Origin of the sequence: Salinicola salarius, from assembly GCF_003206135.1 — a bacterium.
Lineage (GTDB): Bacteria > Pseudomonadota > Gammaproteobacteria > Pseudomonadales > Halomonadaceae > Salinicola > Salinicola salarius.
Map to the genome: position 1 here is coordinate 18,118 of NZ_PZJT01000002.1, position 15,150 is coordinate 33,267.

The following is a 15,150-nucleotide window of genomic DNA, read 5'->3' on the forward strand; positions in this document are numbered from 1 at the left end:
TTCTCCATTCTAACCGCTAACTCCGAGAGACCCCACAAATGACCACCCTGGTGCACACTCTGGGCTATCCGCGCATCGGCGCGCATCGCGAATTGAAGAAAGCCGTCGAAGCCTACTGGAAGGGCGAGCTGGATCGAGATGGACTCGAGCAGGAAGGCGCGCGGCTGCGCAAGGCGCACTGGCAGGACCAGATCGATGCCGGCCTGGATGTCGTCACCGTCGGTGACTTCGCTTTCTACGATCAGGTGCTCAATGTTTCGGTGCTGGTGGGGGCAGTGCCGCCCCGCTTCGGCAGCGTCGAAGGAGAGGTCGATCTCGACACCAGTTTCCGCATGGCGCGGGGTCGCGCGCCGTCCGGCGAGCCGGCGCCGGCCTGCGAGATGACCAAGTATTTCGACACCAACTATCACTATCTGGTGCCGGAGTTGTACGAAGGGCAGACGTTCCGGATCGCCAGCGAGCGGCTGTTCGAGGAGGTCGCCGAAGCCAGGGCGCAAGGGCATCCGATCAAGGTGGCGCTGACCGGCCCCGTCACCTGGCTGTGGCTGGCCAAGTCCAAGAGCGAGGGGCTCGAACGCCTTTCGTTGCTCGACGATCTGGTCTCGACTTATGGGCAGATTCTGGCTCGGCTCGCCGACGCCGGCATCGAATGGGTACAGCTGGATGAGCCGGCGCTGGTCCAGGACCTGCCGAGCGAGTGGCAGCGCGCGTTGGAATTCGCCTACAACCAGCTGCAATCGGCCCCGGTAAAGCTGCTGGTGGCGAGCTACTTCGGCGGCCTCGGCGACAACCTGGGGCTGGCGCTATCGCTGCCGGTCGAGGGGCTGCACGTGGATCTGGCCCGGGCACCGCAGCAGCTCACGGCCGTGCTCGATCGCCTGCCGCCCTACAAGGTGCTTTCCGTCGGAGCCATCGACGGCCGCAACATCTGGCGCGCCGATCTCGAACGTCTCGCCGGTGAACTCAAGGATGCCAAATCTCGCCTGGGCGATCGGCTCTGGCTGGCCCCGAGCTGCTCGCTGCTCCACGTGCCGGTGGATCTGGACAACGAAACCAGGCTCGATCCGGAGCTGAAAAGCTGGCTGGCGTTCGCGCGTCAGAAGCTGGATGAAGTCGTGGCACTGTCGCACGTGCTCGACGGCGCGGAAACGGCGGCGGATCGCCAGCGCGTCGAGGATGCCAGCCGAGCCCTGGCGGCGCGGCGCGAGTCACAGCGCATTCACAAGCCGCAGGTTGCCGAGCGTCTGTCGAAGGTCGGCAATGCCGACACGCGTCGCGCCAGCGTCTACACGGTTCGGGCCGCGGCACAGCGTGAGCGACTGAATCTGCCGCTGTTCCCGACCACCACGATCGGCTCCTTTCCGCAGACGCAGGAAATCCGTGCGGCCCGCCGCGACTTCAAGCGAGGCGAGCTTGACGCGGCGGATTACGAAGCCCGCATGCGCGAAGAGATCGCGCTGGTGGTCGAACGCCAGCAACAGCTGGGGCTCGATGTGCCGGTGCATGGCGAGGCCGAGCGTAACGACATGGTCGAATATTTCGGCGAGCAGCTCGACGGTTTCGCCTTCACCCAGAACGGGTGGGTGCAGAGCTACGGCTCCCGCTGCGTCAAGCCGCCGGTGATCTTCGGTGACGTGACGCGGCCTGAAGCGATGACGGTGCGCTGGAGCGAGTACGCCCAGTCGCTGACCGACAAGCCCATGAAAGGCATGCTCACCGGGCCGGTGACGATCCTGCAGTGGTCCTTCGTTCGTGACGATCAGCCCCGCGCCACCACCTGCCGCCAGATCGCCCTGGCGCTGCGTGACGAGGTCGCCGACCTGGAACGTGCCGGTATCGCGATCATCCAGATCGACGAACCGGCGCTGCGGGAAGGGCTGCCGCTGCGGCAGGCCGAATGGCAGGCGTATCTCGACTGGGCGGTGGAGTGCTTCCAACTGAGCGCTGCCGTGGTTGCCGACGAGACGCAGATCCATACCCACATGTGCTATGCGGAGTTCAACGACATCATCGGCGCCATCGCCGCCATGGATGCCGATGTCATCACCATCGAGACCTCGCGTTCCGACATGGAGCTGCTGGACGCCTTCCAGCACTTCGATTACCCCAACGAGATCGGGCCAGGCGTCTACGATATCCACTCGCCGAACATTCCCGAGTGCGCCTGGATGGTCGATCTGATGGTCAAGGCCGCGGAAAAGATCCCGGCCGAGCGGCTCTGGGTCAACCCGGACTGCGGTCTCAAGACGCGGGGCTGGGCCGAAGTGGAGCCGGCACTGGCCAACATGGTCGAGGCGGCTCGCGAGTTGCGCAAGCGCTATGCGTGAAGCGATTTTCCAACGATGAACGGACTGTGTTCGGGTCCGCCGTCGGGTTCGGTCCGCCGGAGAGGTTGATCCTCCGGTGAGTTGGGTCCGCCGATGGCGCTGACATGTTAGGCTGAGCGTTGCGCCGCGAGACGATCTCGCGGCGCTTTTTTGTGACCTGCCATCCCTGGCGGTCACCCTCCGGGCCGTCGCTGCGCGACGTCAAAAATCGCGCCCGGCGATTTTTTGTGACGGCTATCCGTGTTCAGACATCTCTCGGGAATCGTGCTCATGTCCAAAGCGCTTCAGGCTGGCAAAGACCGCCGCGTCCTCTATCGTCATCGTTCATCGGTTCGCTGGCTGACGCTGTCGGTCGGCGCGCTCATGCTCGCGGGCTGCGCCAGCGGCGGGCAGCAGGAAGTGTCTTCCGCCGCGCCGCCGTCAGGGCTGGATGCGCTCAAGTCGCCGCTGATGCCAAGCGCCTTCTTTGCTGATGGGGGCGAGACCTTCACCGCCTGGCGCTGCACGCCGTCTCAGGATCTGGTGACCACCACGCCCGACGATCGGCGGCTGCGACTGTGGACGGCGCTGGGGGAAACCGAGCTGCCCAGTGCCGTGGTCGGCACCGGTTCGCGCTACCAGCTCGGCGGGCTATCGTTCTGGCGCCAGGGGCGCGATGCCCGTGTCGAGAGCGACAACGGGCGGCTGGTCTGCACTCTGGCCAGTGAACGCAAGACGACCACGCGGCAGGAACACCCCGAAAGCATTTTCTACGCCAGCGGCAACGAACCCGGCTGGAATCTCTCCCTCGATCGCAACAGCCACTCGCTGACGCTGGTGTCCGACTACGGTCAGGCCGAGGATACCTTCGACTATCGGGTCGCCTCGGTGCAGAACGGAAGCGAGGCGCGCATGGTGCTGGTCAGCGACAGCGGCCGATACCCCATGGAGCTGGATCTGCGAGCCGGTGCCTGCTTCGACGACATGAGCGGCAAACCGTGGCCGGTCAAGGTGACGCTGCGCTACGGCGACCGGGAGTTTCACGGTTGCGGGCAGGGCGTCGAAGCCAGCCGTTGATGGCAGATGGCGGCGGGGCCGTCATGGCGGAGATCGGAAAGAATCGATGCGATCGAACGTTTCATGCCATATTTCGCGGTTTTCATTCCAAAAACCTCAATGAATAATGCCTCCCATGTAGCCGTCAGGTAGCGGCATCTCGCTGTAGTGCAACCCACATTGGAGGCAGTTTCATGGCGCAGCGCATTCTTCTCATCACCAGTTCCCTGTTCGGCGAAGGCGGCCAGTCCAGCGCGCTGGCAGCATCCTTCAAGTCGGCTTTGGAAGGCCGTGACGTCGAGCTCGTCGAGCGCAACGTGGTCGAGCAGGCACTGCCGCACCTGACCGGCGCCGAAATGACGAGCTGGATGACCGAGCCCGGCGAACGCAGCGCCGATCAGCAGGCGCTGGCGCGGATCTCCGACGACCTGCTGGCGGAAGTGGAAGCCAGTGACGTGCTGGTGCTGGCCGTGCCGCTCTACAACCTGGGCATCCCCAGCCAGCTCAAGTCCTGGTTCGATCGTATCCTGCGTGCCGGCAAGACCTTCCAGTACACCGCCAACGGGCCGGTGGGGCTGCTCGAGGGCAAGTCCGGTCTGATCCTGGCGGCGCGCGGCGGCATGTACGCAGGCACCGAGATGGACTCCCAGACTCCGCATCTCAAGCACATGCTTCGCCTGATGGGTATTGAAGACGTGCACACGATCTACGCGGAAGGCTTGAATATGGGCGAGGATCGCAAGCAGCAGTCGCTCAAAGAGGCTCAGCAGGCGATCGGTCAGTACGTGGCAACGCGTTTCTGAACACCTGGTGTTCCGGTCGCCATGGCGTCGAAGGCCCGATATCGATGATGTCGGGCCTTTTCGTCTGCCTTCCGGATCGTTCGCCGATGGCGAGATAGTCGGTAGGCCGGTCCACGATTCACCGAACGTCGGTCGTGGTCTACCATAGAATGGTTCAACGTTTTGACGAATCAGGAAGATGTCATGGAATATTTGCACACGATGGTTCGCGTCGCCGATCTCGACGCCTCGCTGCACTTCTACTGCGATCTGCTGGGACTGCAGGAAGTCTCGCGCAAGGAGAGCGAGAAAGGGCGCTTCACGCTGGTGTTTCTGGCAACGCCCAACGATACGCCGCGCGCCAAGGCCGAGCAGTCGCCGATGGTCGAACTGACCTACAACTGGGACCCGGAAGAGTACACCGGGGGGCGCAACTTCGGCCATCTGGCCTATCGGGTCGACGATATCTACGCGCTGTGCGAGAAGTTGCAGGCGGGTGGCGTCACCATCAATCGTCCGCCGCGAGACGGCCACATGGCCTTCGTGCGTTCGCCGGACGGCATCTCCATCGAACTGCTGCAAAAAGGCGACGCCCTGGCGCCGCAGGAGCCGTGGGCCTCGATGGAAAACACGGGTAGCTGGTAATTGCCGTGAGTCGCTCGAGTCGTCTTTTCTGCGGCTGGCTGCTGCTGGTGGCAATCGCTGCCAGCAGCGGCATTCTGGCGCCGCCCGGCGAGTGGTACGCCGCGCTTGCCAAACCGCCACTGACGCCGCCTGACTGGCTGTTCCCTGTCGCCTGGACGCTGCTGTATCTGATGATGGCCGTGGCGGCCTGGAAGGTGACGCTGGTCGCGCCGCGCGGCGAACGCGGAAAGGCGCTGTTGCCTTTCGTGCTGCAACTGATCGCCAACGGCCTCTGGTCGTGGCTGTTCTTCGCAGTCCACTGGATGCTGGTCGGCCTGCTCGACCTGCTCCTGCTGTGGGGGTTGATCGTCTGGACGATCGTGACCTTCTCGCGCTATTCACGCCTCGCTGCCGGCTTGCTGTTGCCTTATCTGGTGTGGGCCGGTTTCGCGGCCTATCTGAACGCCGGAGTGCTGGTACTCAACGCGCCATGGAACTGAAGGCCGGCAGCTCGATGGTCGGTCTATTCAGGGCCAGTATTTATTAATGGCCAGCCCCTGTTGATGGCCAAGATCTGTCAATGGCCAGAACTCTTAGTTAAGGACTCTTGGCCAAGGACTATTGATGGCTAAGGACAGCGCATGAATCATCAAGCTCAACCCCTGCCGGCCGAGATCGACAAGGCCATGCGCCGGGAAGCCGCCGAACTCGATCGGCTGGATGGCGACGTCTATCGCCAGTTCGATCGCGATCCATTGGCACCGATCGTCGGCCTCGGGCCCAAAAACGCCAAGCTCGCCGTGTTCGGGCGGGATCCCGGCAAGAAGGAAGTCGAAGTGGGGTTGCCGTTCGTCGGTGCTGGCGGGCAAAAAGTGCGGGAGGCACTCTATCGTCACCGCCACGGACAACCGCTCCCGGACTTCGAGGCGTCATTGACGGTGGGGGACGACCTGTTCTGGATCAATACCGTTCCCTACAAGCCGGTGGGCAACAAGGCCTGGTCCATGGCCGTAAAGCGCCGCTTCCAGCCGTTGGTGGCGGCCCTGCTGACTCGACAATGGGACGGTGACCGGGTGATCACGCTGGGGCGAGAGGCGTTTCTCTGGTTCGGTATCGGGCAGCCCCGGGAGGTCCGGGATGCGCTGGAGGCCTTCTGGTCGCGAGAAGACCGCTTCTCGGCGACGCATGTCACCCAGCTGACGCTGGACGATGGGGAGACCAAGCGCTTCGTTCTCGCGCCGTTGCCTCATCCTTCGCCGCTCAACCAGCGCTGGTTCAAGCGCTTCCCCGAGCTGCTGGCTCAGCGGCTGGCGGACTTGAAGATCGAATGAGGTTGCCGGCACGACTCGTCAGTCGGGTCTGGCTGCCATGCGCCCGCTTCCCAGGAACATGATCGCCAGTGCACCGAACAGGAACATGCCCTGCAGTTCCAGCGTCCAGCCGCCCTGGCTGTTGAGAGTCCACAGTTGGGAGGTATGGACGAGAATCAGCGCCACGACCATGTTGACTGCCATCAATAGCCCGCCAATTCTTGCCTGCCAACCGACGATGGCCATCAGCGGCGCGACGATCTCGCCAATCAGCACGCCATAGGCGACGAACGACGGCAGGCCCATCCCCGCCAGTTGCTGGGCAATGCCGTTGAGACTCGTGGGGTCCATTAGCTTGCTGATGCCGTGAAGCAGGATCAGAGCACCGACACACAGTCGTAGCAGCAGTTTGCCCAGATCGTCGTTGTGCAGAAAACGCATAGGAAATTTCCGTATTAGCCAAGTCCAGTGCCGTGTCGGCGTGTCTAGGCTACCAGAACTCGCCCTGATTCACGGCTATAGGAAATGGTTAGCGAATTGTAAGTCCTGGACTACAATGTTGTACGTGATTTTGACAATGTTAATTTTTGTCAAAAGCAGTGATACTCGGCCACTCTCTTCCCGGTACTGTATCAGCCCGCAGCTTGGGTGATTGGCATTTCGACCAAGCCAGGCCTACGAAGAGCCCCTGCATAAACGGGTCATACCCAAGCACAATAATGAGTCGCAAATGCGCAGCTTGTTTCTTTCTATCCGGCAGAAAAGTACCGAGTTCTGGCGGAAATGTACCGAGGCGCCTGATTCTCTCCCGGCCGAGCGTCGGCGCAGCTTCGAGATCATGGCTGAAATCTATCTGCTGGCTTTCTGTCTGCAACTGGCGGTAGCGCCTGTGTTGTATCTCGTCGATCGTCCGCTGCTGGGTGGGCTCAATCTACTCTGTCTGGCAGGTTATGTGGTAGCCCTGGTGTTGCATCGTCGGCTTTTCGTGGCCACGGCGTTGACGATCAAGCTATCTACCTTCCTGGTCTTCGTCATCATCGGGATTGCCATCACCGCTGACTCATCCAGCTTGATCTACTATCTGCTGTTCGCCGAAGTCGAGCTGATGCTTGCTGATCTCAGAAGACGCACCAAGATTTTGGCTACCGGCTGTTTGATTGCGCTATCTTTTGGCGTACTCCACCTGCCTCCGCTGCACGGTACGGGCGCGACGTTATCGACGGTCGATGTGCTGCTCTCCGATTTGGGGCTGGGGCTGGTCTTCGTCATGCTGTGCGTGGTGATCCTGCGCATGTTGACGATCACCGACCGCCACGAATATCGCTACCGGCGCGATGCCATGCACGACTCCCTGACCCGCGTGCTCAATCGACGCGCCATCTTCGAGCGGGCTTCGTTCTACTGGCGAGCCCAGCGTGACTTCGTCGTCGTGCTGGTGGACGCCGATCACTTCAAGAATATCAACGACAATCACGGCCACACTGCGGGTGACGCCGTGCTCCGTCACCTGGCTCGTCTGCTACGGCAGTCGCTGCGTGACGAAGATAGCGTCGGCCGAGTCGGAGGCGAAGAGTTCCTGTTGCTGTTGCCCGATACGAGCAAGCGCGACGCCCTCACGGCAGCCACGCGGATCCGCAAACGGCTAGCGCTTCATCCTTGTCGGTTCGATGGTATCGAGCTGCCGGTGACACTCTCGATGGGCATCGCGACATCGGACGAGGGGCTACATTTGCGAGATCTGATCGAGTTGGCCGATCGCCGGCTCTATGCCGCCAAGGACGCGGGACGCGACCGGATGATGACCGAAGGGTTCACGGACAAGACGGCATCGGACAATGCGGAGCGGCTGGTTCAAGGGGTCGAGCGCGCGCTGGAAACTGGCGATGCCTGAGCGATTCGACGGGTCGGTTAACTGACCGGATTCAACGGGCGAGTGGCAGACGCGATAGCCCGCGCTGGATCAGCGCGGTGACCTTGCTCGCGACGGGCGTGCACAGCACCCAGGGCAGCGCGAGCAGGGCGATGCTCAGCGCGCCCATATAGACGTCGCTGAACCAGTGCGCGCCGACCATGATCCGGGGTGCGCTCAGCAGTAGCACGAAGGCACCGCTCCAGGCGGCGGTGCGGCGATCGGCAAAGCGCAGCATGAATCCGGCGAAGATCATCAACATCAGCCCATGGTCGCCGGGGAAACTGTTCGATGCCGAATCCTTGGTGGGTATCGAGACGATATCCGTCAGGCGAGCGGCGTGCGCGAAAAATCGTGTCGGGCTGGGGTGCCCATAGGTAATGGCCTTGTTGGTCACGATCGCGATGACGCCGGCGGTCAGCAGCATCGTCACGCCGATGCTGAACCAGCGACGCAGGCGGTCAGGATGCGGATCCCGACGCATGGCGATGGTGAACAACACCCCCATGACGCCGAACGAGGCGGCGTCGAAGAAGCGCGTGTTGAGCAGCGCCAGCAGATCGTCCCAAAGCCCGTTTTCCGGCGTGATCCACTGGTTGAAGGCCCAGAAGATCCTGTCGTCCAGGTCGGTCCAGGGTAGCCCGTGGGGCAGCGCCCAACTGAGCAGCAAGAGCAGGCCGGTCACATTGAGCCCTAACAGGCGCTTCCACTGTATGTTCATCGATCGCTCGCAGATAATTCGTTTGCGAGGAGTATAATTTAAGAATCACATAAGGAACAGTGTTCTAAAACTTGTCCGTGAATATCCCGCTATGACGTTTCGCCGCGCCGACTCTGGTCTCGCTAGAATGAAAAAAGCCCTCGATGAACTGTCGAGGGCTCGAGGCGCGGTGGTAGCGACAGGTCAGCCGTCGAGTTCGGCGATCTTGGTCCGCTGCTCGACCAGCACCTGACGCGCCGCCAGATACTCCTTGAGCTTGCCGCGTTCCTTCTCGACGACCGCTTCCGGTGCCTTGGCGGTGAAGCTCTCGTTGCCCAGCTTCTTCTCGATGCCGACGATCAGCTTGTCCTGCTTGTCGATCTCCTTGGCCAGACGCTGCAGTTCGGCCTCCTTGTCGATCAGATCTGCCATCGGCACCAGCACTTCCATGTCGCCGACCAGTTGCGTCGCCGACAGCGGTGCCTGTGCCGGATCGTCGAGCCAACTGACACTTTGCAGCTTGGCCAGCTTGGAGAGGAACAGGCGGTTGGCCTCGAGGCGGTCGCGATCGCCGGCGTCACCCTTGGTCAGCAGCACATCCAGCGGCTTGCCGGGCGCGATATTCATCTCGGCGCGGATGTTGCGCACCGCGACGATCACGCCCTTGAGCCATTCGATGTCGTGGATCGACTGCTCGTCGATGCGTGATGCGTCGGCTTCCGGCCAGGGCTGGTTCATCAGGCTTGCGCTGCCGGCATCCGCCGTTTGCGCAAGCGTGCCGGCCAGCGGCGCGACGCGTTGCCAGATCTCCTCGGAGATGAACGGCATCATCGGATGCGCCAGGCGCAGGATCACCTCTAGCACGCGGACCAGCGTGCGCCGGGTGCCGCGCTTTCTTTTATCCAGCTCGGCCGCTCCCGACATCCTGTCTCCCGCGGCATTAGTACTTCCCTGTACGTCATCCTCCCACAGCACCGGCTTGGAGAGCTCCAGATACCAGTCGCAATACTCGTTCCAGACGAAGTCATAGAGCGCCTGTGAGGCGTGGTCGAAACGGTACTCTTCCAGCGCCCTGGTGACCTGGGCTTCGGTCTGCTGCAGGCGCGAGATGATCCAGCGATCCGCCAGCGACAGCTCGACGGGCTCGCCACCGAGTCCGACATCCTGACCCTCGGCATTCATCAGCACGTAGCGCGAAGCGTTCCACAGCTTGTTGCAGAAGTTGCGGTAACCGTCGAGACGGCCCATGTCGAACTTGATGTCGCGTCCGGTGGTCGCCAGCGACAGGAAGGTGTAGCGCAGCGCGTCGGTGCCGTGGGCCTCGATCCCTTCCGGGAACTCGCTGCGGGTCGCTTTCTCGATCGCGCGCGCCTTCTGCGGCTGCATCATGTTGCCGGTACGCTTGGCCACCAGCGTTTCCAGGTCGATGCCGTCGATCAGGTCGATCGGGTCGAGCACGTTGCCCTTGGATTTCGACATCTTCTGGCCCTGGGCGTCTCGAACCAGGCCGTGGACGTAGACGGTCTTGAACGGCACTTCGCCGGTGAAGTGGCCGGTCAGCATGATCATGCGCGCGACCCAGAAGAAGATGATGTCGAAACCGGTGACCAGCACGCTGGTGGGGTGGAAGGTCTCGAGTTCCGGTGTCTTCTCGGGCCAGCCCAGAGTGCCGAAGGTCCACAGTCCGGAGCTGAACCAGGTATCGAGCACGTCGTCGTCCTGGGTCAGCGTCACATCGGCGGCAATGTCGTATTTCTCGCGCGCTTCCTGCTCGGTGCGGGCCACGAACACGTTGCCGTCGGCGTCGTACCAGGCCGGAATGCGATGACCCCACCACAGCTGGCGCGAGATGCACCAGTCCTGCAGGTCGCGCATCCAGGCGAAGTACATGTTCTCGTAGTTTTTGGGGACGAACTCGATATCGCCATTCTCGACGGCTTCGATGGCCGGCTTGGCCAGTTTCTCCACGGCGACGAACCATTGATCGGTGAGCAACGGCTCGATGACGTCACCGGAGCGATCGCCGTAGGGCAGGGTGTTGGTGACCGTCTCGACCTGCTCGAGCAGGCCGGCGGCCTCCATGTCGGCGACGATGCGCTCCCGCGCGACGTAGCGATCCAGGCCGGCATAGGCGGCGGGCAGGGTATCGTCGACATCGGGCAGCAGCCGCCCCTGCAGATCGAACGCTTCGGCGCGTTCGAGAATGGTCGCGTCTTTCGAGAAGACGTTGATCAGCGCATGATCGTGGCGCTTGCCGACCTCGTAGTCGTTGAAGTCGTGGGCCGGGGTGATCTTGACGCAGCCCGAGCCCTTTTCCATGTCGGCGTGTTCGTCGGCGATGATCGGAATCCGCCGGCCGACCAGCGGCAGCTCGATGAATTTGCCGATCAGCGAGGCGTAGCGCGGGTCTTCCGGATTGACCGCCACGCCAGTGTCGCCCAGCAGTGTCTCCGGGCGGGTGGTGGCGACGACCAGGTAATCCTTGCCGTCGGCGGTCCTGGCGCCATCGGCCAGCGGATAGCGGAAGTGCCAGAACTGGCCCTGCTGCTCGCGGTTTTCCACCTCGAGATCGGAGATCGCGGTGTGCAGCGTCGGGTCCCAGTTGACCAGGCGCTTGCCGCGATAGATCAGCCCTTCGTCATGCAGGCGAACGAAGACTTCCTGCACCGCCTTGTAGAAGCCGTCGTCCATGGTGAAGCGCTCGCGGCTCCAGTCGACGCTGGCCCCCATGCGGCGCAGCTGGCGGGTAATGTGCCCGCCAGACTCCTCCTTCCACTCCCAGATCTTGTCGATGAACGCCTCGCGACCCAGATCGTGGCGCGTCTGGCCGGTTTCCGCAGCCAGCTTGCGCTCCACCAGCATCTGCGTGGCGATGCCGGCATGATCGGTGCCGACCTGCCACAGCGTGTTGTTGCCGCGCATGCGCTTCCAGCGCACCAGCGTGTCCATGATCGTGTCCTGGAACGCGTGACCCATGTGCAGGCTGCCGGTCACGTTGGGCGGCGGAATCATGATCGAGAAGGGCTCGCCTTCTCCGCTCGGCGCGAAGCGGTTGTCGGCTTCCCAGCTTTCATACCAGCGGGTTTCGATCTGATCGGGTTGGTAGGTCTTGTCCATGGCAGCTATCGGGCTCGGCAATGAGTGGCGACGACACGCGGCGCACCCGGCTCGCACTTGCGGGAAAGCGGGATACGGCGTAGCGAAAATGGCGGGGATTATACCCTTTGGCGGCAGGCGGCGTCATGGCGGGAGGCCGCCGGACTCTATTTAACGGCACCGTTGCGAAAAGTTGGCGAGCGCAGCCACTTTTGCCAGGAAACGCTGAATAAATCGACGAGCGGCGTAAAGCTCAAGGCGTACGGAGCACAGGAACCGGAGTCTATGGAGTATAGGTGAGGATTCCGATCGGACCGGCGCCCCGGCATCGCACAACGAAGCGATTTGCCGGGGACGCCGAGTTCGCGCAGACATTTATGCAGTGTTTCCCTAGAGCTTGTGCGCCTCGACGCGATAACCCCGATCCTTGTAGGTCTTCCAGCAGGCGCGCTTGGTACGCAGCACGTCCTGATGCTGGTTGATGATCTCGGCGACCCGCTCCACCCGCGAGAACCACTCGGGGATCTCGTCGTGCAGGTTCAACATGGCCTGCACGCCCGGTTCCGGCACCGTTTCCCAGCCGATCGTCACCGGCGGTGGCGGCTCCATCGCATCGCCCGCCACCCGGTGCGGAACGTAGCTCTCTTCCCGAAAGGTCCACAGCAGCTCGTCCAGCTCGCGCGCCATCGATTCATCCTGGGTATGGATGTGCAACTGATAGCCCTTGCGATAGATCGTCTCCGCCAGCCGGCAGGCGAAGTCGAGCCGGGCTTCCAGGGTGGTATCGGGCAGAATGTAGAAATCGACTTGGGTCATGAATATCCCCTTCGGGGAGCTGTAAGCGGTAAGAGCGGCGCTTCGCGCCTGGAAGCGGGAAGAAAGACAATCCGGGCTACGAGCTACGAGCTACGAGCTACGAGCTACGAGCTACGAGCTACGGACTACGAAAGGTAGCGTACCTGGTTCTTTGTCTTGCAGCCCAACACCAGAGCGCAGTCGAGGGTTCTTCAATGAGCATCGCGACTTGGGATTCGATATCGCCCCGATTTCGAGTCGGCGCCGAGCGAGACGAGTGGCTAGGCGCCGACTTCCCAGTGCGCCCGAGCGATTGAGCGAGCTAGCCCCAGGCAAGGCGAATCCAGCTAAGTGAGCGCAGTCGAGGATTCTTCGATGAGCATCGCGAAGCTGGATTCAACGCCGCCTGGGCGACGCGCAGCCAATCGTTGAAGAACTAGACGCCGCCGTCGATGTCGACCAATGCCCCCGTCGTAAACCCGGCCTCGGCCAGCCACAGGATGCCATTGGCGATCTCTTCCGGCTCGCCGATGCGGCCCATGGGGATCACCGAGCCGGCCACGTCGGGCTTGTCCGGGTTGCCGCCGCTGGCGTGGATGGTGGTGCGGATGACGCCGGGGCGGACGGTATTGACGCGAATGCCTTCGCCGGCAACTTCCTTCGAGAGCCCTTCGGTCATTACGTCGATGGCGCCCTTGGAGGCGGCATAGTCGATGTATTCCCCCGCGCCACCGAGATGCGAAGCGGCCGAACCGACATTGACGATGACGCCGCCCTTGCCGCCGTGCTTGGTCGACATGCGCTTGATCGCTTCCCGGGCGCAGATGAACGGGCCGACGACGTTGATCTTCATCATCCGGTCGACGCGCTCGAAGCTCATTTCGTCGACGCGGCTGATCTGGTCGACCACGCCGGCGTTGTTGACCAGCACTTCGACCCGGCCCAGCTCGCGGTCGACAGTCTCGAACATGGCGACGATGGCGGCTTCATCGACGACATCGGCCTGGACCGCGATCGCGCGGCCGCCGTCGGCTTCGATCTCGGCCACGACCTTGTCCGCGGATGCCTTGTCGCTGCGGTAGTTCACGGCGACGGCATAGCCTTTCTGGGCGGCCATGAGGGCGGTGGCGGCGCCGATGCCGCGTCCGGCACCGGTAATGATCATCACGGGTTTCATCACATCATCCTTTCGTGAATGGGTCGCGAGAATCGCGAGACGAAGCGACCGCCGGTGGGCGGTCGTTCCGGGCTCGGGGTGCGATCCCGAGCTCAGCGTCCTGCACGGTTTCAGCGTAGGACGGAACCAGGGCCTGCGCATCAGAGCCTGTCGTATCCAGACCCTGTCGTACAGAGCCCCCGTGCTTCAGACCCTGAGGGCATCAGGGCAGTCGCATCAGGCCAGTCGCATCAGCCAGCCGCGAGTGTCTTCGCTGCGACCGTACTGGATGTCGAGCAGGCGCTTGCGCAGCTTGGCGCTGATCGCTTCGCCTTCGATCTCCGGTGTGACGATACGGTCGTTTTCGGTCACCAGCTGGCCGATCTGGGTGATGACGGCGGCGGTGCCGCAGGCGAACACCTCGACGATCTCGCCACTGGCCACGCCGTCGCGCCATTCGTCGATGCTGATCGGCCGTTCTTCCGGCGTCAGGCCGGCGTCGCGAGCCAGTTCCAGGATCGAGTCGCGAGTGACGCCTTCCAGGATGGTGCCGGTCAGCGCCGGCGTCACCAGGCGGCCATCGCGGTAGACGAAGAACAGGTTCATGCCGCCCAGCTCTTCGATCCACTTGTTCTCTGCCGCGTCGAGGAACGCGACCTGATCGCAGCCGTGGCTTTCGGCCTCGGCCTGGGCCAGCAACGATGCCGCATAGTTGCCACCACACTTGGCGGCGCCGGTGCCGCCCGGTGCGGCGCGATTGTAATGCTGGGAGAGCCAGATCGAGACCGGCTTGCCGCCGCCCTTGAAGTAGGAAGCGGCCGGCGAGGCGATCAGGTAGTAATCGACCTCGGCCGCCGGCTTGACGCCCAGCGACTTGCCGTTGCCGATCATGAACGGGCGCAGGTACAGGCTGCACTCTTCGGTATCGTTCTTCGGCGTCGGCACCCAGGCGGCGTCCTGCGCCACCAGAGTCTTGAGCGAGCCGAGGAAGGTTTCGTCATCGAGCTCCGGCAGCGCCAGGCGACGAGCGGAGGCGCGGAAGCGTGCCGCGTTCTTCTCGGGGCGGAAGGTCCAGACCGAACCGTCGGCATGGCGATATGCCTTGATGCCTTCGAAGATCTCCTGACCGTAGTGCAGCACCGGAGAGGCCGGGTCGATCAGCAGCGGCCCGTAGGGACGGATCTCGCCGCGCTGCCAGCCGCCCGACTTGGTCCAGCGTACGTGTACCATGTGGTCGGTGAAGTAGCGGCCGAAGCCCGGGTTGGCAAGAATCTCGTTGCGCAGAGCAGCATCGAGTGGATTGGATGAAAGGTGGGCTTCGAAACCTGGAGTGGACACTGCGACTTCTCCTGACAGTCCATGATGCCTGACGACGCGAGCGGGGCGGCAGGCGGTCGATGACCTCGGTTGGGAACT

The 15,150-nt window shown here is 62.9% G+C and carries 13 protein-coding genes; 7 read left to right on the forward strand and 6 right to left on the reverse strand.

What is annotated here, in order from left to right; translation table 11 throughout:
• Positions 1-38 precede the first annotated feature (38 nt).
• The 6 genes from metE (at position 39) to DOM32_RS01290 (ending at position 6,099) form a co-directional block, all read left to right on the forward strand.
• Positions 39-2,327 carry a 5-methyltetrahydropteroyltriglutamate--homocysteine S-methyltransferase gene (metE, locus tag DOM32_RS01265; RefSeq protein WP_110630517.1) on the forward strand — a complete coding sequence of 763 codons (2,289 nt, stop codon included), beginning with the start codon at positions 39-41 and terminating at the stop codon, positions 2,325-2,327.
• A gap of 270 nt (positions 2,328-2,597) precedes the next feature.
• Entirely contained in the window at positions 2,598-3,383 is a 786-nt protein-coding gene (locus DOM32_RS01270; RefSeq protein ID WP_244179758.1) for a C-type lysozyme, inhibitor, read from the forward strand.
• 173 nt (positions 3,384-3,556) lie between these two features.
• Positions 3,557-4,165, forward strand: coding sequence for an FMN-dependent NADH-azoreductase (locus DOM32_RS01275; protein ID WP_110630519.1), 609 nt, complete (start codon positions 3,557-3,559; stop codon positions 4,163-4,165).
• A gap of 183 nt (positions 4,166-4,348) precedes the next feature.
• Positions 4,349-4,789 (forward strand): VOC family protein, encoded by a 441-nt coding sequence (locus DOM32_RS01280; RefSeq protein ID WP_087718466.1) that lies wholly within the window; start codon positions 4,349-4,351, stop codon positions 4,787-4,789.
• A 5-nt stretch (positions 4,790-4,794) separates the two neighbouring features.
• On the forward strand, positions 4,795-5,268 hold the full coding sequence (locus DOM32_RS01285; RefSeq protein ID WP_244179759.1) for a TspO/MBR family protein: 474 nt from the start codon (positions 4,795-4,797) through the stop codon (positions 5,266-5,268).
• A 141-nt stretch (positions 5,269-5,409) separates the two neighbouring features.
• Complete coding sequence (locus DOM32_RS01290) at positions 5,410-6,099, forward strand: uracil-DNA glycosylase family protein (protein WP_110630523.1); 690 nt, start codon at positions 5,410-5,412, stop codon at positions 6,097-6,099.
• Positions 6,100-6,117: 18 nt separating this feature from the next.
• Here the strand turns inward: DOM32_RS01290 and DOM32_RS01295 are convergent, their stop codons facing one another.
• On the reverse strand, positions 6,118-6,519 hold the full coding sequence (locus tag DOM32_RS01295; RefSeq protein ID WP_071229982.1) for a DoxX family protein: 402 nt from the start codon (positions 6,517-6,519) through the stop codon (positions 6,118-6,120).
• A gap of 397 nt (positions 6,520-6,916) precedes the next feature.
• On the opposite strand from DOM32_RS01295, the gene DOM32_RS01300 reads away from it, so the two are divergent.
• Positions 6,917-7,969 (forward strand): GGDEF domain-containing protein, encoded by a 1,053-nt coding sequence (locus DOM32_RS01300; protein WP_157956998.1) that lies wholly within the window; start codon positions 6,917-6,919, stop codon positions 7,967-7,969.
• 31 nt (positions 7,970-8,000) lie between these two features.
• Here the strand turns inward: DOM32_RS01300 and DOM32_RS01305 are convergent, their stop codons facing one another.
• From DOM32_RS01305 to DOM32_RS01325, 5 genes are all read right to left on the reverse strand, one after another.
• Positions 8,001-8,708 carry a phosphatase PAP2 family protein gene (locus tag DOM32_RS01305; RefSeq protein WP_110630528.1) on the reverse strand — a complete coding sequence of 236 codons (708 nt, stop codon included), beginning with the start codon at positions 8,706-8,708 and terminating at the stop codon, positions 8,001-8,003.
• Between the two features lie 183 nt (positions 8,709-8,891).
• Positions 8,892-11,804 (reverse strand): valine--tRNA ligase, encoded by a 2,913-nt coding sequence (locus DOM32_RS01310; RefSeq protein ID WP_110630530.1) that lies wholly within the window; start codon positions 11,802-11,804, stop codon positions 8,892-8,894.
• Between the two features lie 369 nt (positions 11,805-12,173).
• Positions 12,174-12,599, reverse strand: a complete 426-nt coding sequence (locus DOM32_RS01315) for a DNA polymerase III subunit chi (RefSeq protein ID WP_110630532.1) — start codon at positions 12,597-12,599, stop codon at positions 12,174-12,176.
• 415 nt (positions 12,600-13,014) lie between these two features.
• A complete protein-coding gene (locus tag DOM32_RS01320; RefSeq protein ID WP_110630534.1) occupies positions 13,015-13,755 on the reverse strand; it encodes an SDR family oxidoreductase in 741 nt (246 codons plus the stop codon).
• Positions 13,756-13,971: 216 nt separating this feature from the next.
• Positions 13,972-15,072 carry a branched-chain amino acid aminotransferase gene (locus DOM32_RS01325; protein ID WP_110630536.1) on the reverse strand — a complete coding sequence of 367 codons (1,101 nt, stop codon included), beginning with the start codon at positions 15,070-15,072 and terminating at the stop codon, positions 13,972-13,974.
• Between the last annotated feature and the right edge of the window lie 78 nt (positions 15,073-15,150).